Below are 25,339 nucleotides of genomic sequence, written 5' to 3'. Positions count from 1 at the left end.
TACACTTCGTGTGATGCTAATATGATGCAACGTATTGCAGGGTGTCAGTAACCGTGCTATTTATTATTATCAATCTCAAGGTATAACGTCGAAGAAAACTGATATAACTACGAATAAATACAGATTAATTAAATATCTAAAAATTTGACAAATTTATCAAAAGATTGTTCATTGCAATATAATATTTAACCTTAATTTAATTTTATTATACGAACCTCTTAGTTAAGTTTTTTAAAAAATTGTCTATAAAATATCTACAAGTTCGATAAATATATCAAAACATTTTTCATTGTCCTTCACAACTAAATCATATAAATTGTTAAGTGTAAGTAGCATTTATTAAAGATTGATTATCTACACTTAAATAAAGATAACCAAAAAATGTAATAGCTACTAACTAGTTTTGCTAATAAAAAGGCAACAAAAAAGTCGCATAACGGACTTTATTTTTGCTTTTTTATGTTGCGATCCTAGCAAGAATTTTATCAAAACAATAGAGGATTAATCCTAATGGCAGAAAATTCAAGTAATAGTGGTAGCGATAACTCCTCTACTAGTGCGAACAATCAGAGCGGTAGCCCATTTGGTGGCGGTGCTCGTGGTGCCGGTGGTGCTGGTGGCGGTGCTCGTGGTGCCGGTGGTGCTGTTGGCGGCGCTGGTGGTGCCGGTGGCAGTGATTTACCCTATGGTGGTAATCCTTTCGCTGGTGACAACTTCTGGAATATATTTGCAGGCGGTGTAAACCCATCCGCAGTTGGTGGTAGGCCATCCGCAGGTGGTGGTAGCTCATTTGGTGGTGGTAACTCATCCACAGGTGGCGGTAGCTCATTTGGTGGTGGTAACTCATCCACAGGTGGCGGTAGCCCATCCGCAGGCGGCGGTAACCAGGGTAGTGGCAGAGACTCTTTGACTGGTGCTGCTAGCCAGACCTATGGTATTAGCACAACTGAAGTACCGAACGCGTCCACTTTGAGTGGTACTATTGACCAGGTAATTGATTCAAGGCTTGATAAGGAACTGGGTGGTGGTAACTCATCCACAGGCGGTAGCCCATTTGGTGGTGGTAACTCATCCACAGGCGGTAGCCCATTTAGTGGTGGTAACTCATCCACAGGCGGTAGCCCATTTAGTGGTGGTAACTCATCCACAGGCGGTAGCCCATTTGGTGGTGGTAACTCATCCACAGGCGGTAGCCCATTTGGTGGTGGTAACTCATCCACAGGCGGTGGTAACCAAGGTAGTGGCAGAGACCCTTTGACTGGCGCTGCTAGACAGACCTATGGTATTAGCACAACTGAAATACCGAATGCGATGACTTTGAAGGTTACTATTGACCAGGTAATTAACTCAAGGCTTGACAAGGAACTGGGTGGCGGTGTCGGTGGCGGTAACCCATTTGCTGGAGGTACCGGTGGCAGTAGCCAATTTGGTGTTGGTGCCGGTGGCGGTGCCAGTAGCCCATTTCCTGGAAGTGCCGGTGGCGGTGCCGATGAAAGTAGCCCAGCTGGCGCTGCCGGTAGCCCATTTCCTGGAGGTGTCGGTGGCGGACAAGGACTTGGTGGTCGATAAATTCCGTTCGATTAATAGAATTATTGCAAAAATCAGCAGATTAAGAGGAGAACAATAACGAGTTCTTTAGTACATAGTATGCTAGTACAGCTTGGCGCAAATAAACATACCATCCGATAAAGCTGAAAAGGGTGTATTATCGGTGATGTGCCTTCTGCCTTATTGTACTAGTTTGCTATTTTACGCCCTGGAACTCTTTACAAGTAAGTATTTAATAAATATTTTCTGTTAGTTTGACACTAAAATGATTAAAGCCTTTATTTTAGAGAGATTTTGGGTTTAACAAATTCACAATTCGTATAAGAAGTACTGAAGACCCCATAATTTTTTAACTAAAAATAGGAAAATTAATGCCAATGGAAGAGTCTGCTGTCAATCCCCTTAATGGTGGAGTTAATCACTCAAGTGCAGGTGGCGCTAGTAACCCGTATAGTGGTAGTTCTTTTGCTACCAATGGCAGTTTGTCTCCTGAAGGTAGCCCATTGACGGGTGGTAGCAATCTCTTATTAGGTAATGGTAACAATCCCATTACAGGTGGCGGTATTAACCCGTTTGCAGGCGATGGTGGCAGTGGACTTCAGAAGTTGATCTTTGATCGATTAAAGTCAGTTTTGGGTGATAACTTTTTCAAGGATATTGACAACACATTGGCGGGAGGTAGTAACCCGTTTGCAGGCGGTGGTAATCCGTTTGCAGGAGGTAGTAACCCGGTTGCAGGCGGTGCTAATGGTGGTAATCCGTTTGCAGGTGGCAGCAACCCGTTTGCAGGAGGTGGTAACCCGATCGCAAGTGGCGCTACTAACCCTTTTGCAGGCGGTGGTAATCCGATCGCAGGTGGTGGAAACCCATTTGCAGGTGGTGGTAATCCGATTGCAGGCGGTGCTAACCCATTTGCAGGAGGTAGTAACCCGGTTGCAGGCGGTGCTAATGGTGGTAATCCGTTTGCAGGTGGCAGCAACCCGTTTGCAGGTGGTGGAAACCCATTTGCAGGTGGTGGTAATCCGATTGCAGGCGGTGCTAACCCATTTGCAGGTGGTGGTAATCCGATTGCAGGTGGTGGAAACCCCTTTGCAGGAGGTAGTAACCCGGTTGCAGGCGGTGCTAATGGTGGTAATCCGTTTGCAGGTGGCAGCAACCCGGTTGCAGGTGGTGGAAACCCCTTTGCCAGTGGTGGTAATCCGATCGCAGGTGCTGGAAGTTTGCTTCAACAATCCCCTTTCGATCCGTTGAAAGAAGTCCTTGGTAACAACACACCCTTTAGTAACGGTGGGAATACATCTAATCCTGGTAGCCAACGCTTTAATGAAGGCAACGCACCAGTTGGTAATGGTAACAGGAACTTTGGTAGTAATAACGCAACTATCGGTAATTCTAATTCGGATTATGGCAGTAACAGCGCAACCATTGGGAATGGTAACTGGAACTTTAATAATGACAACACAACCATCGGTAATGGCAACTGGCTATTTGGAAAGGGTAACACAACCCTTGGTAACGGCAACTGGTATTGGGACGACGGAAGTAATAATGCAACATTAGGTAATGGTAATTGGCACTTCGGCAGTAACAACGCAACCATTGGAAACGGCAATTGGGACTTTGGTACTGATAACACAATTATTGGTAATGGTAACTGGGTTTTTACTAGTGGAAATGAAATTATTGGTAATGGCAACTGGTTAGTAGAAACTGATAATACAACGATTGGAAACGTCAACAATATCAGAGGTTTAGAGTTATCCCCACAAGGTATCAAGACTGATGTTAACAATCTGATTGACTCTCTTATAGGTAAAATCGGTCAAAATTTTCTTGGGTTTACGAAAGATTTTGATGAATCAAGTAGCCAAACCTTTAACCGCCTCATCTCTTCTAAAAATGTTGGTAATGACACTGATATATCTAGCGATATTGAGCAACTTTTGGCAGCACTCAGCCCAATTCAAGAGAATTTAATCAATTATCAGCCTGTGCAAAACCCTCAGCCTGTCCCAGAACCTGCTTCTTCAGTATCATTTGCAGTAATGGGACTCGTGTGTTTGCTGTTGTCACTGTTCAAAAAACAACAACACTGTTAACGTAAATTCAATCTTTCTAAACTTATTGCGATCGCAACACAGTCTAATACTACTCGCTTCAGAAGATTTGTAGGTTGGGTTGCGCTTGCTTTTTTCACTCCTGTCTCTCTGCCCTAATCTGCTTATCTGCTTGTTGTCTTAAACTGGTGACACCTGCTTGGCTTAAAGTCATTGCAGTGATATTGCCTGTGTCATCCCTTTCAAAGCAAATACTTGTATTTACTGTTTTAGCAAAGAATTCTAGCTCTGATGTAGGAAAAAACTGTAACGGTGGTTGCTGGTCACATTGTATAAACAAATTCTCATTCTGGGTCACTACTTTGAACTGCAATCCAGATTTTGTTAAGTATAACCCTGAGTACTTCTCAGCTTGCGACAGGGGGATGATTGGTTTTTCTTTCTCAAACACGTCAGGCCAGTCATACTCAAGCGCGATCGCTCGCATTACTTCCTGTATCAGTTCAACTTCATTCGAGTTGAGCATGACAACAGCACCTTTTCCAATATGCGCGTAAACACGCATCAATGCTACAAATCCTTTATTTTTACCACTATGAAAAAAGTAGAAACCATCACCAATTCCACCACCCGCAAAGAATCCTAATCCCACAAATAATCCATTCCCTAAACCCACAAATGATTCATTTACTCCTTGGGTTTGCTCGATCTGCTGGGGACGCAACATTTCTTCTACCGTCTCTTTACTCCACACAATAGGAGAGAACCCATGCAATACTCGCAACAGTTCAACACCAACTTTGGCTAAATCTGATGCCGTTGTCCACAAACCGGCTGCTGCCATCTCAGGATAAACGTGGTGCTTGCCTTCAAGTGGAATACCTGAAAACGGATGAGCTGTTGCTGCTTTTTCTGACCAATCATTGGGAAGCGGCTGTTGGTAAGTGCTATTTGTCATGTCCAACGGATCGAGTACCAATTCGCGCATAATTTCTGAAAAAGGTTGCTTGAGCAAATCAACCAATACCTGTTGAGCAACTGTTATGCCGCCACCCGAATAGCGATGATGCAAACCAGGGATGATATTGACCTCCACTTTATCGGTATTGGCTGGAGGTTCGCCATTGAGAACTTGAAGTGTGGTTGGCAATGGATCTGATTTGGAATAGCCTGGAAAGCCATGCACCGTAAAGCCAGCAGTGTGGCTTAACAACTGGCGCAACGTTATTCGGGGTTGCCAATCTGCGATCGCAGGTACACGCCATGAGGTGAGATAGGTATTGACATCCTCATCCAGATTGAGACGACCTTGCTGTGCAAGATGCATGACTGCTAAAGCAAAAACAGGTTTGCTGATTGAGGCTGCTTGAAACAATGTGTTTGGTGTAACTTCACGAGTTGTTTTGGCCTCACACACCCCAAATCCACGCGCCCATTCGATTTTAAAATCATTAATAACTGCAATACTGATACCTGGGGTGTGGTGATATACTAATTGCTCACTCAATGTTTTCGGTAGACCAAATTTTCCTTCCAACGCCGTTGCTGGCAGAAGATTATTGATAACACCCTCAATGCGTTGCTCAATGGATTGCGGCATTGGTATACACCACTTTTGCGTTCTAAATTTGTCAGTGCTATCTAATTTTAACTTTGCGATCGCACGCACTACAAAGTTAAGTTAATGCATTGACCGCCTAGACAATTATCCCGGCAAATTTTCACCAGTTTCAAGATTTTGTTTCATTGCAGCACCTATGGCATGAACAGTTGATTCTGTACTTTGTAACAACGAATGTGCAACATTATTCTGGTCAAAATGACTGCGATTTTGGCTAAGTTTGTATTTGCCTTCCAACCGTGTCACGGTCATCTCAAAACCAATGATGCCGTTCATCATTCCTTCGCGAAAGTTATCGGATAAACTATGCCATTGAGATTTATACTCAGAGCCATAGGTGTCAATCATCTCTTCAATCATCTTATCCATCAATTCTGGCGAATCACTGAGGGTAATAACTTGGGGCACACCATAAGCGTGTACAGCGATGTAGTTCCACGTTGGTACACTCTCTTGTTTCTCATACAAAGATGGCGAAATATAAGCATGGGGGCCAGTGAAGACAGCCAGTGTCTCGCCTACCCCAAAGACCTGCCATTGAGGATTTGCTTTAGCAAGATGGCCCGATAGCTTAACCACATTATTTTGCACTGTGACAACTAGCGGGATATGTGAGGCAATAGGGACATCATTTAGAATAGACACCAATGTGGCAAAACTATTGGCACGCATAAAAGTGACAAGTTTTTCAATGTCATCTTCTCGAAAAGCGTTTGGGATGTACATGATGCTTTAACCTCACTCTCATTCCTTTGGACATAATAACGAGAGATGTTGTAGTTTTTTGAGGTATAGGTATACTTTTATCGCTCAAACGCGCTTAGAGACAATCATAGTCTTATGGTGCGATCGCATTTATTGATGAGATATAATTCTATCCAAAAAATAAGCATACAATGTCAACCGAACAAAATCAATCTATTGTTCTTCAGTTTGATAAAGCTTTTGATAATCTGAATATTGAGCAAGCATTAGCAATTCTGACTCCAAATTTTCTCGCTCATAATTGGTTTATACTTATGGGGTTACCTGTGATTGCGATCGCTAATCTACAAATAATTCTGTTGATAATTCACCTTCAGCAACCTTTGTTACAGAACCTGTCATAGAAATCGTAAAATCATCGTTGATTTGGATCAAAATTTCTCCACCAGGCATTTGCACAGTAATAGAGGAATCGCACAAACCAAGTTTATGTGCAACAGCTGCGGCTGCACTGCTGCTACTACCTGAAGCTAAAGTGTAGCCAGCGCCTCTCTCCCAAATTTCAATTTGGATGGTATTTCGGTTCAAGACTTTCATGAATTGAACATTAGTACGATTTGGAAAAAGGGGATGAACCTCTAATATGGGCCCATACTGTTTGGCAATAGCGGGCTTGACTTCAGCTAAAGGAATTACACAGTGAGGATTGCCAATAGTCGCGGCACAAAAGGTAAAAGTTTCATCGCTAAGATTGATTCTTTCTTCAATTACTTCTCTGCCATCGCCAACTACTGGGATATCACTACTCCAAAAACTAACTTTTCCCATCTCTACCCGAACCGTTTTCCCTGCATCTTGGATAACCGATTGAACCAATCCGCCTACAGTTTCAATTGAGAATGACTCTTCGCTTACAAAACCTCTATCCCAGAGGTAGCGAGAAAAAATCCGCAGTCCATTACCACTTTTTTCAGCCTCACTTCCGTCTGGATTGAAGATGCGTAATGCAAACTGGGCTGTTTCAGATGTTAATGGCCCCAACAATATACCATCTGAGCCAATCCCAAAATTTCGATGGCAAATTGTTTTAATTTTTTCCGAGGTAAATGGAAATAATAAATCCTGGGGATTAATAACTAGATAGTCGTTGCCAAGAGCATGATATTTGTAGAACTTCATTAATTTAGGTTGATCACACACCACTACAAGGCAAAAAAATGCTGTACTTAAATTAAATCTAATTGCATTATATTCCCTTCAGAGAAACCGATGCTGGAGTAAACTGGTTTACCCGATGGCGAGGCGTTAAGAACTACTCGCGTGCAACCAATCGCTTTTAAATATTCAATTGCTCTATTAGTTAGGCATTTAGCAATGCCTTGTCTGCGGTAAGACTGTTCAACGTAAACCCCCCAAATATATCCAAATTTGCGATATTCATCTTTGAAAACATTCGGGTACAAACCTGCAAACAGTTGACAGCTTGCAGAACCCACAACTGTATTATCAACCTCTGCAACAAAAGCCTTGTAAAACAAATTTCGACGCGCCTCTTCTATGAATTTGAGGGTAATCTTCTGCCAATCAAGATCGATATTACTCTCATGCACACCAATATCTAGCCACATTTGATAAGAGTGTTTTGCAATCACTGAGTCTTCTATGGTGGTGGCTTCTCTAGTAGCGATATGTTTTTCTGTCAGCATATTTTTCCAACAAATTCTTGGAACTAACACCTAACTCCTCCCCAAAGTCGGGAAGGAGTTTTTTAGCATCAGTTAAAAACAAGGTGCGGTGCTTATATTATGGGCAGTTTGACAGATACAATCTCAGACTTTCTGTGCAGATACTTCCTCTGGCTTTTCTTGCCTTTGCAACGCAGAATACAGCCTATTGAGCGCATTTACATAAGCTTGCGCGGATGCCACGATGATATCTGTGTTTGCTGCATGACCAGAAAACACTTTAGATTCATAACGTAAACGAATCGTCACTTCTCCAATGGCATCAATACCAGCAGTTACTGACTGCACAGAAAACTCAATCAACTCGTTGGGCACATTGACCACACGGTTGATGGCTTTGTAGACTGCATCCACTGGCCCAGTGCCGATCGCAGCATCGGTTAATTCTTCACCTTCTGGGGTACGGAGGGTGACTGTAGCAGTGGGGCGGGCGTTGCTACCACAGGAAACTTGCACCAACTCTACCCGGAACAAATCGGGTGCTTGTTGGATTTCATCGTTAACGATCGCTTCCAAATCCCAATCAGAAATATCTTTCTTTTTATCTGCTACTTCTTTGAATCTGACGAATGCTTTATTTAACTCAGTATCTGACAGTTCAAAGCCCAATTCTTTTAACCGGGTGCGGAAAGCATTTCTGCCTGAATGTTTGCCCAAAACTATTTGATTGTCTGTTAAGCCAATCAATTGAGCATCCATAATTTCGTAGGTGAGCTTATTTTTTAGCACACCATCTTGGTGAATTCCAGACTCATGAGCAAAGGCATTCGCCCCAACGATCGCTTTATTTGGTTGTACTAACATTCCCGTCAAATTGGAAACTAAGCGTGAGGTTTTGTAAATTTGCCGGGTGTCGATATTTGTCAGGGCTTCTTGAGATTCTTCTGGTCTTCCCAAAAAGGGATTAAAATATTGCCGCCGCACATGCAATGCCATCACTAATTCTTCTAATGATGCATTTCCGGCGCGTTCACCAATGCCATTGATGGTACATTCTAGTTGCCGTGCGCCATTTTTGACTGCTTCTAAGAAGTTAGCAACTGCCAAGCCTAAATCATTATGACCGTGAACGGAAATAATCGCTTGGTCGATGTTGGGGACATTTTCGATAATCCCCTTAATGATTGCCCCAAACTCGCTAGGGGTGGTGTAACCAACTGTATCGGGAATGTTAACTGTTGTTGCACCAGCTGCGATCGTTCGCTCTAACACTTGGTAAAGAAATTCTGGATCGGAACGAGCCGCATCCATCGGCGAAAATTCTACATCTGTCACGAAGGACTTGGCATAAGCTACCATTTCTTCTGCGATCGCTAGCACTTCTGCCCGTGACTTCCGCAACTGATACTCTAAATGTATATCAGAAGTCGAAATAAATGTGTGAATTCTGGCGTTAACTGCGGGTTTTAATGCTTCTGCGGCTGCTTCAATATCTGCTTTAATGGCTCTTGCCAAACTGCAAATTACCGGGCCATTTTCTGTCCCCACAATTTTGGCAATCTTGCTGACTGCTTCAAAATCTCCGGGACTCGCAAAGGCAAAGCCTGCCTCAATTATATCCACACCCAGACGCGCCAGTTGCTTGGCAATAACTAGCTTTTCGTCTATATTCAGAGTTGCTCCTGGACACTGCTCTCCATCTCGCAATGTAGTATCAAAAATGATGATTCGATCTGTTTTGTTTGTCATTTGCGGTTTTTTGTTTAGTTTTTACTTGTGGATCAAAATATCTTCAAACTTAGTTTTTCTTTATACTCTTGCCTTTGTAAATAATTGTTAAGAATACTAACCTTCTGTTTTTTCTATTTGATCTCTGATATCATTTAAATCTATATATCTGTCAGTAGCATTGCGTAGCTCTCTAGCTATCATTCCTTCTGTCGATACTACTGTAATATGTGTATTTTTTGATCGTAATAGTTCGATTGCTCTTTCAAAATCCCCATCACCACTGAATAATACTACTCTGTCATACTGGTCTACTGTATTAAACATATCTACAACAATTTCAATATCTAAATTCGCTTTTTGCGAGTAACGACCAGAAGTATCATCATAATATTCTTTAAGAATTTTAGTTCTGACTGTATATCCTAGACTAATTAGAGCATCTCTAAAACCTCGCTGATCTTGTGGGTCTTTTAAGCCAGTGTACCAGAATGCATTAATTAATGTTGTTTCTGATTGCTCATGTTTGAAGTATTCTAAAACTCGCCGTGGGTCAAAAAACCAACCATTTTTTTGTTGAGCATAGAACATATTGTTTCCGTCTACAAAAATAGACAGACGATTCATTGGAGAACCCATACAAATTTACACCTAATAATATATATGTATTTAGATGGAACAATAGATTATAGCAATTTTCAAATGCCTTGTTTGCTAATATCTATAAACTAACTCTTCATCTGTAGCTTTTATCCTACCTCTTTCAAGGCATAAAAACGCTTGCAACATTGGAGTTGAGATCCTGGGTGCTAAACCTTATTCACCTCCGGCACTGCAAGAGCCACCCTGTGATCAAAATCTACCAATAAAATCGAAGCAGTAACAGCATTCATAGCTGGATAACACTAAAGTTTACTCCTAAAGAGGTATGGCATAGGCTTAGGCTAGGATATAGGTTGATGCCTATCTATAGGTAAAGCTTTCAGTATAAGGATATGCTTTATGGAGAGTACCAATATTGCGCCAAAGACAGAAGACGGACTTGGGACAGCTTGTGGTAAAACACCTAGTCAAGAGAGTACTTGTTGGTTAAATTAAGCTAAAATATCGCCGCAACCAAGTACAGAGACGAAACATATCCAGCTATAATCTGTGAGACGATCACTAGTTGTAACTCACTCGCCAGAAAAATAATAAGTTAGACAGTCCCTGAGTAGGAATCTCTTGGAGACTATCTTTGCCAATAAAAGTTTGTTGATGAATAGAAGATACTTTACAAATGTATAAGATTGTCATTTAAGTCTTATTTCAATGTGCTTGTACTAAAACGTGGTCTGAATAAATAAAAGTGTTGGACTTAAATCAATCAGTAACACGATATGGCAGAAAAACCTACATCTACCTTAACTAAAAACTATGTCTCTACTGCCAATAGAGTGTCAAGTAAACCGACAAAAGTAACGTCAACAGCATCGGCTCGCCAGTCTAGGTGGATGCTTCGCTTAGGCCATCTCCTTGCTGGTGCTTGGGCAATAGGTGCAGGAGTACTGAGTGCTTCTGGTGGAGAATTGGTTCAATTGATGGAAAATAAGGCGCTTTCTGGCTTTTTTCAAGTGCGTGGGCCGATTTCGCCTCCAGAAGACATCGTAATTTTAGCAATAGACGATCAATCAATATCAGTTCCCGAACAGTACTATAGAACAGATCCGAAACAGTATGCATACTTAGAAACACTGAAATCTTATCCTTATAAACGGGCTGCATATGCTCAAATAATCACAAAGTTAATGAAAGCAGGTGTCCGTTCTGTAGGGGTAGATGTCGTTTTTGACACGCCAAGCAGTTATGGAGTGGCTGACGATCGCCAACTCCAGGCAGTATTGCAAAAATATGGCAGCAAAGTTACCTTAGCAGCCGTCTACGAAAATTCCCAGATCCGTCAAGGGTCTTTTATGCAATTAATTGACCCCCAACAGATGTTTCGTATAGGGGCAGTGTCCATTGGCTCAGTTAATTTCCCCCTGGAGGTAGATGGTAAAGTTCATCGATTGGGAAGTGAGTTTTCTAAGTTGTTAGCTGAAGATAATTTGATCGAAAATCTACCCACTTTTGATGAAGCAACGCTCAGGGCAGCACAAGTCAATTATCCCGAACCAAAGGGCAATCGCATTCATTTTTGGGGGCCTGCTGGTACATTTGAGCAAATACCCTTTTGGCATGTACTCGACCCGGAGAACTGGAACACCTATTTGCAGCAGGGGAAGGTCTTCAAAGACAAGATAGTGCTGATTGGTGCAACAGATAAGTTACACAATGATTATTATCCAGTAGCTGTTAGCAACAGCACTAAACGCATGTCAGGTGTGGAAATTCACGCCCATGCGATCGCAACTTTGATGAAAGGTAAAGCGATCGCCCCAGGAATTAACAGTCCACTGTTGCGGGGTTTGTTTGTGCTAATTATAGTTGGCAGTACAGCTTTGATGATTAGCAGACGCAAGCATAGTATCAATAGATTTCTATATAGCCTCGCCATGTCTGGCACTTGGGCAGGAATTAGCTATGGGTTATTTGTCTATGGTCAGTTAATTTTCCCCACTACTGTACCAATAATTGCGATCGCGATGATCGGACTTTGCTATCTGACAACCTCATTGGTGAGAGAAAGCATCAAAAAACGCCAAATAGTAGACATTTTTCAGAAGTATAAAACTTCCCCCGTTGTCCAAGAGATTATTAGCCAACAAGATGACTTACAAGACCTAATCCAGCAACGAGATTTAGCCTTATCAGGAAAAGTCCTGGCTCGACGCTACAGAATTGTCAAAGTTCTCGGTTCCGGCGGATTCAGCGAAACCTACATTGCCGAAGATACCCAACGTCCTGGGAATCCACGATGTGTTGTCAAACAACTAAAACCAGCCAACACCAAACCAGAAGCTTTGCAACTTGCCAGACGTTTATTTCACTCAGAAGCGCAAACACTCGAAAAATTGGGAACACACCCTCAAATTCCGCAACTTTTGGCGTATTTTGAAGAAGATGAAGAATTTTATTTAGTACAAGAACAGATCATTGGTCATCCTTTAAATCAGGAATTGCCAACAGGCAGAGCAATTGAGGAAATTGCAGTGATCAAAATTGTCAGAGACTTATTGCAAACATTAACATTTGTCCATAAAAACAATGTGATTCACCGGGATATTAAGCCCAGCAATATCATCCGCCGACATTCAGACGGTAAACTAGTACTGATTGACTTTGGAGCGGTCAAAGAAGTCAGTACAAGACAGCTTGATCATCAAGAGCAAACTCCCTTCACCATTGGCATTGGTACTCAGGGTTACGCACCAAGCGAGCAATGTTTTGGACGTCCACATTACAGTAGTGATATCTATGCAGTCGGCATGGTTGGGATTAAAGCCTTGACTGGTATAACACCCCGTGAGCTAGATAGAGATGCTGATGGAGAGATAAAATGGAGCGATGCCTACGGCGGTAAACTACGCTCTCAGGTAAGTCACTCCTTCGCTAAGATTCTCAGCAAAATGGTGCTTGAAGATTTTAAGGAGCGATATCAGTCTGCATCAGAGGCTCTTGAGGATCTTAAAGCTTTTAACGATATTGTAAGTTCCCAAACCATATACCCCGTGCCACAGGATGACTCATTAATGAATACTTTAGATGAATTAGGCGCTCCCACAAAATCTTGTTCAGAAACATCCTCAGAAACTACTTAAGGAGGACGCGGGGACATTGAGAAGGGCGCAGGGGCAGGCAAAAAGGTATAAACCTCGCTTGTAGGCTAAAGCACTCCTGCTTCTTTTCTCGCTTGGTTAACGTGAGTTCGACAAGTCTTATTTGACCTCTCCCCCAACCTTTCTCCGACACGGAGAGGGGAGCAAAAAGCTGAATTTTTCGTTGCTCCTCCCTTTCCGTTTCGCACAGGGAGGCTGGGAGGGAGAGGTTCATCGAACTCACGTTAATTTAACGACAGGAATTCTTCTCCTGCTGTGGGATGAATGCCTATTGTTTCATCCAAGTCTTCCTTAGTAATGCCTTTGCGAATTGCCACACCCAGACTTTGAATGATATCTGCTGCATGTTCACCCACCATATGAGCGCCCAAAACTTTCCCAGAATCACCATTTATCACTACCTTTATAGTGGTTGATTGATTCTGTTCGATTAACTGATACAACAGTGGCTGGAATTGGGTGCAGTAGCATTGTACAGATTCACCAAATTTTTCCCGTGCTTTCGCCTCCGTCATTCCCACACTAGCCGCTTCTGGACGGCAAAAAACAGCAGTGGGCACATAATCATAATTTAGTTTTTGCGTCTTGTTGCCAAAAACTGTATCGGCAAAGGCAATACCTTCTGCCTTAGCCACTGGAGTCAATTGCACGCGGCTGGTGCAGTCACCCACAGCAAAAATGTTTTCTTCGCTAGTGCGGCTGTATTCATCTACTTTGATTGCACCATTTTCGCCAAGTTCAACATGGACATTTTCCAAACCAAGATTCTTAGTATTTGGAGCGTAGCCTGTGGCAACTAAGATGGTATCTGCTGTAATTATTTCTTGGCTCTCACCAATAATAGTTAACAAAAAACCTTCTTCTGAGAATTTGATTTTATCAACGGTGCTGTTGGTGAAAAACTTAATTCCGCGTTTAGTCAATCCATGTTGTACCGCAGAACCAATGTCATCATCAAACCCCGATAAAATCATCTCGCCTCTTTCAATCACCACCACCTCACAACCAAAAGCGTGCATCATGCTGGAAAATTCTACGCCAATGTAGCCACCGCCAATAATTGCCAAACGTTTCGGTAGATAAGGTAGATGAAACATCTCGCGGGATGTAATGGCGTATTCTATACCTGGGATTTTGGGCTTGAGGGGTTGCCCTCCCACAGCAATTAAAATTTTGTCCGCTGTAACTTTGCGTCCATTTATATTGATAGTATGGGTATCGATGAAAGTGGCATATTCAGAAATTAGTTCAATTCCAGCTTTTTGCAATTGCTGAAAATAAGACTGGTTAATGGTGTCAATATGCTGATGTACTGACTTAATAAATAATGTCCAGTCAAAGTATGTTTGACAGTCACTCCACCCATAACTGTGCGCTATTTGATTTTGCAGGGCGAAATCAGCAGCGTAGACAATCAGTTTTTTAGGAACGCAACCGCGATTTACACAAGTCCCACCAACGGATTCTTGTTCGGCGATAGCGACACGTACACCGTAACTAGCTGCTTTTTTAGCTGCTGCCAATCCTCCAGGCCCAGCACCAATGACAAACAAATCGTAATCAAATGTCATAAAAATCTGTTCCTTTTTCACTTTTTGGAAAGCAGAGCTATTTCATCCCTTATAGTTATTCAAACAAAACTTCATCTACTGCCTTTGGGTGGACAATTTGAGATTAAACCAGGCTGATATGTAGCACATAGCAGCATTAATCGTAATTACATCCAAAAAGAACAGCGTAGGCGCAGCCCGCCGTAGGCATCGCTCGATTATTGCTAAGTTATATTACATTATGTTACTAAATAAGCATTTTGTCTATTCTACAAGAGGTAGATGTTTGCGTAGGCGTAGCCCGTCGTAGACACCGCTTCGGGCGGGTATGCGATCGCACTTTTGAGCCAAAGCATATAAATAACAGCCTAATCTTCAATTACAATCTCACCTCAAACTAAAATAGTGATGGTAAAGCACCCTTGTAAATAAATCTATGAATGTGTTCTTAAATCCAGAGATAGAGCAATTCATCCAAACTCAGATAGAAAATGGTAAGTATGCTTCGTCAGAGGAAGTAATTGTTGATGCTCTCAAGGCGTTTGCAGCAAAAAGTCACATTGAAGCACCAGTGCAGGTAAAAACACCTGAAGAATTGGGGTGGCCTCCTGGTTTTTTTGAACAGACGGCTGGTTGTCTGCAAGATGATCCTCTGGTGAGATACCGACTTGGTTTAATATTTGAACAGAGTCACCCCTAAGAGGTTTGCGATCGCACTTCTGGACAGCAGCTTTTACCTTATCCCCCAATTTGTAGAGGGTTGAGGCTGTAAACCCGCCATTTATTTTTTTGTAAATGTAAAAAAACCAAAATTGAGGAACGCCAGAGATGGGGTTTATTCCTGATTTTGTATAATTCTTGGCGTGAAATATCGAAGTGATGCTCTAGCTGATCAGTTGACCATTCATAGGATTCAACGACTGGAAAAGCTGGTTGCCAACCGTGCAAAGTTTTTTTAAGCAACTCAAGTTGAATTGCTTCTTGCTGTAAATTATTGTGACGCATATTAAATTATCCCTGAACTTATCGATTTACTTGCTATTCACTAGTTTTGTTCGTCTTCTAAAATTTGAATAGTTGTAGTTGTGCAACTAGTTGAACGTGCAACGGTTGAACAAGGCTGCTCATAGAGGTTTATCCGCAGTGTCAAGAGCTAAAAAGAATAAGGAAGTTGGAGAGGCATTTAAAAAATTATTTAAGAAAAAAGATTTCAGCCAATACAAGCTAGAACAAGCGACTGGTCTAGATAAAAGTCTGATCAGCAAGATTGCTAACGGCTATACTGCTAGTCCCAAACCAGCAACACTTCAAAAAATAGCCAATGCATTGGAGGTTGAACTGGGTGAATTAACAAGGATATTTGCTCAATCAACTGTACAATCTCAGCATTCAGCCATCAATCTTCAGCCTCAAGAGTCAGTCTCTAAGGCATCAATATCTAACAATTCTGATTTTGTGGGGCGTGAGGAAGCGATCGCACACCTCAATATGCTGATTGACTGTAATGCAAAAGCCATTGTTATTTATGGCAAAGGTGGTATAGGCAAAACAAAACTGGCTAATCATTACTTCGAGACTCAAAAGCTAGAGTATTTGCAACTTCAAGTAGGAATGCAAGCTCAGTACATCACTTCTGTAAAAAGTTGGGTCAATGATCAGCTACGTCATCAGTTTAAAGAAGAACCACAACAACAGGATTTTATAGGAACACTGGAGCAACTAAAGCGTAATCTTCAGAACAAACCAGTGGGCATATTGATTGATAATCTTGAAAATTTATTAGATGAAAATGGTAAGTTTAAAAAAAAGCATATTGACTATTTAGAACTATTCATTAGAGTTTTAAATGCACCTAATATCAAATCTATAATACTAATTACCAGCCGTGAGAGACTCAACGAAGCTAAGTTAAGCTTTGTTGAAGGCTACCAATTACCAGAATTAAATGAGATTGCATGGCGAAAATTTTTTAGTAGATTTGATATTAATGTTAATTGTCCAGCTATGACCGCAATCCACAAATCTTATGGTGGGAATGCACTATGTATGAGAGTTCTGCGAGAACCTATACAAACAAAATATAATGGGGACTTAGAGGCTTATTGGCAAGACAATAAAGAGTTTTTATTAAAGGGCAATATAAAAGATTTGGTTGCGAGTCAATTTGATCGTATACAAGATAATAATATTGATGCTTATAATCTTCTTTGCCGTTTAGGAATATATACTTATCAAAAAATTCCTTATATTCCAAGAAATTTTACCTGGAATCAAACGTGTTCTAACTCATAAACTAGAAATAAATCCAGAGTTGTATGAAGGGTTACAATATATTCAATCTCTTCTACCTGAGAATCTTGAAAAAATAGGTTTTGTCCGTAGCTACTTGCGTGTACATAGACCTGAGTTAGTCCCAAGTAGTCGAAAAATTCCAATGGTGTCCCTGGAACAAGTTAAGGATATTTGTGGATCTCAGTTGCGTGGAAGTATAGAAGAATTTGAGGAATGTTTTATAATTAATGGCCAAAAATGGCTTGACAAAATTGCAGAGGTAATGTCAAATCTTCCACGTATCAATATTAGTGCTGATTGGCAATTCAGCGAGCAAGAGAAGCAACAACTTAGGCAATATTATGATGCTAATAGGTTATTAGTTGATTGCCTTAATAGTGCTTCAGAAAAAGTGCGATCGCACATCGAAGACACCCTACTTCTACCCATCGCTGAAATAGAAAAACGACCATTCAAAAATTAAATCGCCTGTTTCTTTGCGTCTTTGCCTAACTTCTGAATCAAACAAAGGCGGGTGCGGGGATTGAACCCGCTAATCCCCACAATGGTGGAGACGTAACCGATAACCCTAAATTCTCCGGCCCCGAAAGGCAAGTTGCGAACAAGGATAACCCGCCATGAAGTAGGAAGGATAAAGTTTTTCATCCTTTACCCTTCAGCAATATCTACAATTCATCCGTAGCCAGCATCTGGATAATGCGAGGCGTAGCCGGATCGAATCCTGCCAAATCCCAAGACAGCGAATCTTCAGGATCTACCAAAGTAATTTGGTAAGGTGTCAAGGTGACATACACCGCCTTGACGTTGGGATTTACCTTTTTGCGGTACTCCTTCAGCGCTTGACTTGGATGCTTATATCCAGCCCAGCTTTCCGAGTCAGTCCAAAAGCAGACAACATCTGCTTTAAACTTATTTTTAATCATCCAGTCGTAAGCTACAGATGCATCCGTTCCACCAAAGTTTTGGTTGCTAGCTTTGCGAACCGCAGAACTAAAACTATCTTTAGCGGTAATATCTAATTCACGGAATTCCGTAGCAAAGCCGCGAATCATGTAGTTTTTTTCTGCTTTTGCTGTTACCAGTGCCATTGTGGTGGCAATTTCACAACAAGTTAGCCCCATATCTGCAACCAAGTTACCCATAGAACCAGAAACGTCTACGGCGTGCATGAACACCTTACCTGTAGGTTGCACAACATCAAAAGATAGTTCAACCGCCTTTTCTAAAATGTCCACAATTCGAGGAACTGGGTTCCAAGTCTTCTTACTGCGTCCTAATTTTCCACCAGATTCATAAGTTTTGAGTGCTTTCAAAACATCAATCGGATGGATGCGACCTTTACGCAGATGTTCTCTGCGATTAAGAACTGCTTCCACTTGCAGCAAGTTGGCACTTTCATCAGCTCGTAACACACCCAGTTCAGTTAAAGAACCCAAGTTACGTAACATTGCACCTATTGGCATTTCCTGAAATAGCAGCTGCCAAGCAAGCTTGTCCATTTTGCCCACTGGTGCAGCCATTTCGTGGGTTAAGCGTCCTTGGGAAATAGCTTCATGGGTTTGGGTGGGATTCCGCTTGAGCCACTCATACCACCAAATCTGCGCCAATGCCTCTGAGGGAATGTCTGCTGGCAATTCTTCCCAGCCTCTAACTACCCACTCAAATAGTTGACGGTGATTTTCTGTAGGCGGTTTGACATGGAACAACCGCAACGCATCTCGGTGGGAAAAGCCTTGACGCTGTTGATATTTCAACAGTTGATAAGCTAAACCCTTGACATCTTCCCTTGAGAGCCAAGTTTTACCAGCTTCCCGCACTACTTTGCCAAATCCCCGCAGAGATTTGGTGTAGTTCAACCATTCGTAGAAGTGGCTACCAGTGCGAACAACTTGCGGAAAGATTTCACCAAACGCCTGTTTTGCTTCTGGTGTTTCACCCATAGATAGCAGCACCAAAGCTAAGATAGGCGCACTGTTATTGATGGCGCGTCCATCGCTAGCATACAAAATTTCTTCTGCTACACGACCGGGATTTTCGGCAACAGCAAGTCTTACAACTGCCACAAAATCTTCAGTTAATTCCTGCTTTCCAGCATAGTAAGTGCTTTTTGCTGTGCCAACCAAAAGACAGCGACGTAGCATCTTCCAAATACCAGCATCAAACATCCAGCCACCGGAACGTCCCTGAATCATCTCTGCTTCCCGTCCGGGGATAGGCTGATTTTGTGGTGTAGTTGTTTTCTTTTTAGTAAAAAAATTGTAATTCATGGCTTCATCTCCCAGCCCTTGCAGGCAAAATGAAAGGTGGCGGAGCGGGATTTGAACCCGCGACCTCTCGAACCCAATTCGATAACCCTAATTCGTCGGCCTTTTCAGGCAAGGGGTGAACAAGGATGTTTAGCGCTCTACCTCTGAGCTACCCGCCACATAAAATTTGGGATTTGAGATTTTAAATCCAATCCAAAATCCGAAATCTAAAATCTAAAATTAATTGGTGTAGTGGAGCGGGAATTGAACCCGCGACCTCCCGCTTGGCAGGCGATAACCCTCAATTCGTCGGCCTTTTCAGGCAAGGGCTGAATAAGGATGTTTAGGTGCTCTAACCACTGAGCTACCCACCACATATCAAGTAAATTTAGCTTGTATTACAAATGTAGTATATGTATTGTTTGTTGTCAAGGGGCTGGTAAGCTAATTTATAGAGTTCTTAATTGAGCCAAAAACCCTTTAATTTTCTCTGAGTAAAAACTTTTGCCCGTAGTTTACCGCCGTAGGCATCGCAGACCAATCTTAGATTATTTGCAGATTCACAAGGCTATAACACTTACTGAGTAAAAGTTTTGCCAGCAAATTTGCCACAACTTTGCCAAAAGATACAAAAAAGTGTCCTAATTTTTGCCAATATAGATAGTATTATTTCCCAAAATTCACTTGGCAAAAATCGGCATGAGTGAGAAACCCATAGAAGATAACGGCAAGGCTTTTCTCGTTCTACTTTTGCCCATCTCGTTCTTGATTATTTTCCTAGTTACCACTTGGAGATTTTTACTAGCGCTAATTGTGCTGGTAATTGGCTTCAAGCTTTGGCAGGAATATCAATGGCAACAGTGGACTCATCGAGTTAACCCAATTTTTCATCAGTTGGTTCGGGAAAATCAAGGCAGACTTACGCCAATGGACTTGGCAATGAGGGGCAATTTTCCTGGAACGACGGCAAAACGCTACTTGGATAGTAAAGCCTCAGAATTTGGCGCTAGTATAGTGAACTCCGAAGATGCGGGGCAGTCTTATTACTTTATAACTGCCAGCATTCTCGGTAATATTCTTGATAGTAGTGAGCCTGTTAAAGAACTTCCTACTCAACCAGTTACTAAAACTGCGCGATCGCTGCTAGCACCACCCGCACCACCTGCACCAACCCCACAGGAGGAACCAGAAACCGAATCACCACCACAGCCAACCCATGAGTCAGCTAAACGATCGCTGGAAAAACAGTTAATTTTTGGCTCTCTGATTCAATCTGAACTTGCCAAACGGCTAAATGTCTATTCCAGCACGGTTTATAAACGGCGAAACGATCCAGAGTTTCCTGAGTGGAGTCGCAGCAAAGACCCTGATGGTATTGCCTGGTCATACTCGGAAAAAACTAAGGAGTTTTTTCCAGTGGAAGAAGAAGGTTAAACAATTCAAAATTCAAAATTAGAATTTTTGAATTTTTGTTTGTAAACCTACAGCTTCGTTGATGGAATTTAATCCGCTTTGTTCTAGCTTGGAAAGTAAACCTGCTAGAATCTGGCGTACCATCAGTGGGCCTTCATAAATCCAGCCTGTATAAACCTGGATCAAGGTAGCACCAGCAGTAATTTTTTCCCAAGCATCCTCAGCAGAAAAGATGCCACCAACGCCAATAATCGGGATTTGTCCTTGGGTTTGCTGCCAAATAAAACGAATTACCTCAGTGGAGCGATCGCGCAATGGTTCACCACTAATTCCGCCAGCTTCTTCCTGGGGTGATTTGCCAGTTTGGTCAACCACCTGGGTTTTCAGTCCATCACGGCTGATGGTGGTGTTAGTCGCAATAATTCCCGCCAGTTGGTAGGTTTTAGCAAGAGTTATGATGTCAGCGATCGCTTCCCATGATAAATCTGGCGCTATCTTGACAAAAATTGGTTTTTGTGTATTATTTTCTTGTTGTAATAAATTCAAGATGGCACTGAGCATAGAAGCATCTTGGAGCGATCGCAATCCCGGTGTATTTGGCGAGGATACATTAACAACAAAATAGTCTCCCAAATCCTTGAGTAAGCAAAAACTATCGAGATAATCTTGTGCGGCTGCTTCTAGAGGAGTTACTTTCGATTTACCCAAATTTATCCCTATGGGGATTGACTGGGTTAACTTCTGCTTTTCTTGTGTCAAACGTGCTGCCATTGCTGCTGCACCGAGATTATTAAAGCCCATCCGATTGAGAGCAGCTTTGTCCAACGGCAAGCGAAACAAACGGGGAGGCGGATTTCCTGGCTGTGCGTGAAAAGTTACAGTTCCTAATTCCGCAAAGCCAAAACCCAGGTTAGACCAAATGTTAGCAGCTACTCCATCCTTATCAAAACCAGCTGCTAACCCTACCGGATTTGGGAAGTTTAGCCCAAACAAATTTTGTTCTAGACGTGAATCGTACAAACACAAGGATTTTTGTAAGCGTTGGTTTGCCCAACTATCAGGGGTTTGCGATAGCCAGCTAAAACTGCGAATTGTCTGCTGGTGTAACCACTCTGAATCGGCTTTTACCACATTGAACAAAAGCGGACGAATGGCAAATTTATAAATATCCATTAGCTTTTCAAGAAAATTACCCACTTAGGCATAGTTGCATAAAGTATCAATCACTAATTGAGCTTTTTAAAAAATCAACATCACGTATAATTTATTTTTTATGAAATTAAATATATTTAAGCTATATAACAGGGATACAGCTTTTATTACAGTGTATTTACTTAAAACAAAGCTTTTATAAAGTTATAAATGGTTACAATTCATTGATTTAATATTCTCGTCTGGGCAAAATTCGCGATCGCTTATTACTTAGGGTGCTTTTCTGGGCATCTTATATATTACAAGTTATGTAAACCAATAAATCAGATGGGGCAGCCGCAAAAACCTATAGCCGCCGAACAGCAGATCCTCTCATTGGGGCGCGTCCTCCAGAGCCTCAGAGAAGAAGAAGATGTTGACGTTCTGATTGAAACCACTATTTCTTATCTTAAAGAACAGTTTGACTACAAACTGATTTGGATTGCTCTTTACGATCGCCTGAATCACATCTTATTCGGTAAAGGGGGCACCACACCTGATCATGACACGAGCTTTTTACGCCAAAGGGTTGTTCTCAGTCCTGGGGATTTGTTAGAGCAAGTGGTGATTGAACAGCATCCCTTGGGCGTAGCTGATTTGCAAACTGAAATCCGCGCCGCCGAATGGCGAAAAATGGCAGAAAAATTCCATATTAAAGGAACAATTATTTTACCAATCCGTTATAAAGACCGTTGCTTGGGTTTGTTGTTACTGGGTTCAGAACGTTGGGGCTACCTACTTCCAGGCGAAGCAAAAGCACGTTTGATGATGGTTTTAGGCGAATTGGGGGCAGTGCTTTATCAAAATGAGATGGATTTGCAGCATAAGCAAACCAAGCGAACCGACGAACCATTATTAGAGTTGCTAGAAAATTTACGTACCCTCACTAACCTGAATCAAAGACTAGAAGCGGCCGTGCAAGCAACTCATAAATTTGTCTCCCCTAACCGGACAAATATTTACTGGTTTGAGCGGGAGGGGCGCTACTTTTGGTGTCGGATGAGCAATCAGCTTGTGAAAATAGATCGTAATTCTAGTAATCAGCAAGCGGCGGGAATGACGGTACAGGAGTTGAGCGATTTTTATTATGCTTTGACAGTTAACCAAATTGTCTCAATTGGTGATGCACGCAGTTCTTTAAAAAGCCATTTTACGGCAAAATTACTGCAACGGCTGAAGGTGCGATCGCTCTTGGCGGCTCCGATAATCTGGCAAAAGAACTTGCTTGGTTTTCTGGCGGTGGAAAGCAATGAACCTCGAATCTGGACGGAGGCAGACAAAAATTTTGTCCAAGGTGCTGCTGGCTTAATCTCGCTAGTTGCACCCAATGAAAGCATGGAAAGCACTATCAAACAGATTCAAGAGGATGCCCAACTGACTGGCCAAGTTGCTCAAGGTATCTATAGCGAGCATGACCTTCAGGAAACTTTACACAGCTGTGCTAAAAAAGTTTTAGCTCGGCTAGCTGCCACCCGCTTTCTGCTCTTGCAGTATGATTCTGAGCAGAATAATTATCAAATTATTTACCAAAGTCAGCCCCATAATCGCCGACCATTGGCATTTACTCTTAATAGTCTCAAAGAATTAGATGAACAGCTTTTGCAACGTTCAGCTCAAGCGGTAGAAATTGAGAACTTAGATGAAGATTTACGCTTTTTTAATTGGCGTTCCTTGTTGTTAGAAAGTGGGGTGCGATCGCTACTTGTTTGTAAATGCACTCATGGTCATATACCAGGAGCGCTTTTAGTCATCACTCACGAAACCCATCGTTCTTGGGCAACTGTGGAAAAGGAACTGCTCTGGGCCGTCAGTCAACAGATTGGTGTAATTGTTCGTCAGTGGCAATTACATAACCGCACTACTCAGCAGCAAAAATCTTCCCAAGCATTTGAGCAATGCCTACGCATTTTGACACAATCTCAGAACAGCAAAATCGAAGTTGAAAAAAAGCATTTAGAACGTACAGCACTCGAACAAATAGCATCAATTTTAGGCTGTCCCCTAGCAGTAATGCTATCTTGGCCGCTTGGTGAAAGTTGGGCAGAAATTATCCCTGGAGTGGTCGAAAATAGTCAATTTGGGATTTTTTCTGATGCATCTATTCCTATCAAGACTGAAGCTTTAATTCAGTGGGCACTTGCTACGGAGAGTTACCTAACTTTGAAGGTCGATAATTTACCCCCCGAAACTCGAAAATGGTTGAGTGTTCCAGATAAAGGTCGAATTTTGGTAATGGCATTACGTACCAATGCTGATTATGAGACTACGGGTGTAGTGTTGTTAGCAGACTATCAAGAGCGTCGCTGGTCAGAACAAAGCCTCAGTGCAACAACAACTCTAATTTCTCAATTAGCTTGGTGGCGTCGTGAAAAGCAAATTACCCGACTTTTAGAGTCTACAACAGAAGAATTACGACAACTCAATTGGTACAAACATCGTCGTTTAGAGGAAATTCAAAGAATAACAGCGCTATCCCTTAAACAAATCCATGATTTGGATATTCCTGCTAATGAACTCACTCAGATGCGCTACCAACTATTGCTGCGGCAGCTAGACCATACAGCTGCCTCTATGAGTGGAATGCTCAAACTTGAGCATTGGCAGCTACATATGAGTTGGGAAACTATGCCCATAGCCAGTTTACTGAAGCGATCACTCGAACGCATTGAAAATTTGCTCAAACAACAAAAGCTGTGGATTGGTGTACATGGTTTAGGGCAACAGATTGAGGAGCAATCGCCAAAGAACTCTTCACTCGCCAGAGGTATTCCTATCTCCAACGCTCAATCCGCAATGGCGATCGCAGGTGATATTGTCAAAATTGAGTTAGTTATCCATGAATTATTGATCAATGCCTGTAACTCTTCTCAAAGCGGCGGCAGGATTGATATTTGGTGCCGTCGTTTAGATCCGTCAAAACCCTCAGATGCAAAGCATTCTTCTGCAAAGTTAGGGGCTGCTCATCAGATATCGCTAGAACTGTCGATTACATACAACGGTGCGATCGAACCACAGCTATTAACAGAGTTACATGATAATACATCCAAAGATGTGCTTGCTTCCTCCAACCTCGACCAACCGCCAGGTTTACATCTGCTAATCTGCCAAAACCTCATGCAGGAACTAGGAGGAGAGTTGAATTTCTATCAATTACCAGATAATCGGGTAGTTAGCCGTTTACTTTTACCGTTAGTTGGTAATGATTCTTAGTTAGGACTTACGCAACTGTCATAAGCAATGAAGTTTGAGAGATGCGAAAAACACGTCTAAAGGTAGATGACAAAACTTTTATTTTCCGAAAATATCCTTCATTCTTAGCAAACTGGTTATAATTATTTTCCATCTCTCTCAGAAATCAAATTCTCATATACACAGCATTTATATGGGACGTGTTCGTTCTAAATCTGACCTGCCTACAAAAATCTGTCCGGTATGTCAACGTCCTTTCACATGGCGTAAAAAGTGGCAAGATTGTTGGGACGATGTGAAATACTGCTCAGAACGTTGTCGTCGTCGCCGTTCTGAAGCGAAAACTTAAAGGGACT

19 protein-coding genes and 2 tRNA genes are annotated in these 25,339 nt (G+C 42.0%); 9 read left to right on the top strand and 12 right to left on the bottom strand.

What is annotated here, in order from left to right; all coding sequences use genetic code 11:
* Positions 1-510 precede the first annotated feature (510 nt).
* Positions 511-1,569 (top strand): hypothetical protein, encoded by a 1,059-nt coding sequence (locus tag H6G26_RS15120; protein WP_190730033.1) that lies wholly within the window; start codon positions 511-513, stop codon positions 1,567-1,569.
* 356 nt (positions 1,570-1,925) lie between these two features.
* Positions 1,926-3,647: a hypothetical protein gene (locus tag H6G26_RS15115; protein ID WP_190730032.1), complete on the top strand. Its 1,722-nt coding sequence runs from the start codon at positions 1,926-1,928 to the stop codon at positions 3,645-3,647.
* A 94-nt stretch (positions 3,648-3,741) separates the two neighbouring features.
* On the opposite strand, the gene H6G26_RS15110 is transcribed toward H6G26_RS15115, so the two are convergent.
* The 6 genes from H6G26_RS15110 to H6G26_RS15085 all read right to left on the bottom strand — a co-directional run bounded on the left by H6G26_RS15110 (position 3,742) and on the right by H6G26_RS15085 (position 9,983).
* A complete protein-coding gene (locus H6G26_RS15110) occupies positions 3,742-5,205 on the bottom strand; it encodes a serine hydrolase (protein WP_190730031.1) in 1,464 nt (487 codons plus the stop codon).
* Between the two features lie 105 nt (positions 5,206-5,310).
* Entirely contained in the window at positions 5,311-5,952 is a 642-nt protein-coding gene (locus tag H6G26_RS15105; RefSeq protein WP_190730030.1) for an FMN-binding negative transcriptional regulator, read from the bottom strand.
* A gap of 318 nt (positions 5,953-6,270) precedes the next feature.
* The gene (gene dapF, locus H6G26_RS15100) at positions 6,271-7,110 is read right to left on the bottom strand and encodes a diaminopimelate epimerase (protein WP_190730029.1); all 840 of its coding nucleotides are present in this window, start codon (positions 7,108-7,110) and stop codon (positions 6,271-6,273) included.
* Between the two features lie 47 nt (positions 7,111-7,157).
* Positions 7,158-7,637: a GNAT family N-acetyltransferase gene (locus H6G26_RS15095; protein WP_190730028.1), complete on the bottom strand. Its 480-nt coding sequence runs from the start codon at positions 7,635-7,637 to the stop codon at positions 7,158-7,160.
* A gap of 123 nt (positions 7,638-7,760) precedes the next feature.
* On the bottom strand, positions 7,761-9,365 hold the full coding sequence (locus H6G26_RS15090; RefSeq protein ID WP_190730027.1) for a 2-isopropylmalate synthase: 1,605 nt from the start codon (positions 9,363-9,365) through the stop codon (positions 7,761-7,763).
* A gap of 96 nt (positions 9,366-9,461) precedes the next feature.
* Positions 9,462-9,983 carry an NYN domain-containing protein gene (locus H6G26_RS15085; RefSeq protein WP_041565194.1) on the bottom strand — a complete coding sequence of 174 codons (522 nt, stop codon included), beginning with the start codon at positions 9,981-9,983 and terminating at the stop codon, positions 9,462-9,464.
* A 740-nt stretch (positions 9,984-10,723) separates the two neighbouring features.
* Here H6G26_RS15085 and H6G26_RS15080 point away from each other — a divergent pair.
* Positions 10,724-13,084, top strand: a complete 2,361-nt coding sequence (locus H6G26_RS15080) for a serine/threonine-protein kinase (protein ID WP_190730026.1) — start codon at positions 10,724-10,726, stop codon at positions 13,082-13,084.
* A 242-nt stretch (positions 13,085-13,326) separates the two neighbouring features.
* Here H6G26_RS15080 and gorA read toward each other — a convergent pair whose 3' ends face one another.
* A complete protein-coding gene (gene gorA / locus H6G26_RS15075) occupies positions 13,327-14,673 on the bottom strand; it encodes a glutathione-disulfide reductase (RefSeq protein ID WP_190730025.1) in 1,347 nt (448 codons plus the stop codon).
* A gap of 415 nt (positions 14,674-15,088) precedes the next feature.
* Here gorA and H6G26_RS42570 point away from each other — a divergent pair, with 415 nt between their 5' ends.
* Positions 15,089-15,352 carry a hypothetical protein gene (locus tag H6G26_RS42570; RefSeq protein ID WP_242053724.1) on the top strand — a complete coding sequence of 88 codons (264 nt, stop codon included), beginning with the start codon at positions 15,089-15,091 and terminating at the stop codon, positions 15,350-15,352.
* 38 nt (positions 15,353-15,390) lie between these two features.
* Here H6G26_RS42570 and H6G26_RS15065 read toward each other — a convergent pair whose 3' ends face one another.
* Entirely contained in the window at positions 15,391-15,657 is a 267-nt protein-coding gene (locus tag H6G26_RS15065; RefSeq protein ID WP_190730024.1) for a hypothetical protein, read from the bottom strand.
* A 96-nt stretch (positions 15,658-15,753) separates the two neighbouring features.
* Here H6G26_RS15065 and H6G26_RS15060 point away from each other — a divergent pair, with 96 nt between their 5' ends.
* Positions 15,754-16,944, top strand: coding sequence for a helix-turn-helix domain-containing protein (locus H6G26_RS15060; RefSeq protein ID WP_206757540.1), 1,191 nt, complete (start codon positions 15,754-15,756; stop codon positions 16,942-16,944).
* Positions 16,945-17,086: 142 nt separating this feature from the next.
* Positions 17,087-17,407: a hypothetical protein gene (locus tag H6G26_RS15055; RefSeq protein WP_190730022.1), complete on the top strand. Its 321-nt coding sequence runs from the start codon at positions 17,087-17,089 to the stop codon at positions 17,405-17,407.
* 202 nt (positions 17,408-17,609) lie between these two features.
* Here H6G26_RS15055 and H6G26_RS15050 read toward each other — a convergent pair whose 3' ends face one another.
* The 3 genes from H6G26_RS15050 to H6G26_RS15040 all read right to left on the bottom strand — a co-directional run bounded on the left by H6G26_RS15050 (position 17,610) and on the right by H6G26_RS15040 (position 19,565).
* Positions 17,610-19,211: a TROVE domain-containing protein gene (locus tag H6G26_RS15050; protein WP_190730021.1), complete on the bottom strand. Its 1,602-nt coding sequence runs from the start codon at positions 19,209-19,211 to the stop codon at positions 17,610-17,612.
* A gap of 36 nt (positions 19,212-19,247) precedes the next feature.
* Positions 19,248-19,369, bottom strand: a tRNA-OTHER gene (locus H6G26_RS15045).
* Between the two features lie 66 nt (positions 19,370-19,435).
* Positions 19,436-19,565, bottom strand: a tRNA-OTHER gene (locus H6G26_RS15040).
* Between the two features lie 324 nt (positions 19,566-19,889).
* On the opposite strand from H6G26_RS15040, the gene H6G26_RS15035 reads away from it, so the two are divergent.
* Positions 19,890-20,624: a hypothetical protein gene (locus H6G26_RS15035; protein ID WP_190730020.1), complete on the top strand. Its 735-nt coding sequence runs from the start codon at positions 19,890-19,892 to the stop codon at positions 20,622-20,624.
* A gap of 18 nt (positions 20,625-20,642) precedes the next feature.
* Here H6G26_RS15035 and H6G26_RS15030 read toward each other — a convergent pair whose 3' ends face one another.
* Positions 20,643-21,776: a quinone-dependent dihydroorotate dehydrogenase gene (locus H6G26_RS15030; RefSeq protein WP_190730019.1), complete on the bottom strand. Its 1,134-nt coding sequence runs from the start codon at positions 21,774-21,776 to the stop codon at positions 20,643-20,645.
* Between the two features lie 306 nt (positions 21,777-22,082).
* Between H6G26_RS15030 and H6G26_RS15025 the strand changes: the two genes are divergently transcribed.
* The gene (locus H6G26_RS15025) at positions 22,083-25,004 is read left to right on the top strand and encodes a GAF domain-containing protein (protein ID WP_190730018.1); all 2,922 of its coding nucleotides are present in this window, start codon (positions 22,083-22,085) and stop codon (positions 25,002-25,004) included.
* A 172-nt stretch (positions 25,005-25,176) separates the two neighbouring features.
* On the top strand, positions 25,177-25,332 hold the full coding sequence (locus tag H6G26_RS15020; RefSeq protein ID WP_094341107.1) for a DUF2256 domain-containing protein: 156 nt from the start codon (positions 25,177-25,179) through the stop codon (positions 25,330-25,332).
* The last annotated feature ends 7 nt before the right edge of the window (positions 25,333-25,339 follow it).

The organism is Nostoc sp. FACHB-888, from assembly GCF_014696655.1.
In the GTDB taxonomy this organism is placed as follows: Bacteria; Cyanobacteriota; Cyanobacteriia; order Cyanobacteriales; family Nostocaceae; genus Nostoc.
Note: the sequence above shows the minus strand (reverse complement) of the source record. Positions and strands in the feature narration are given on the sequence as shown.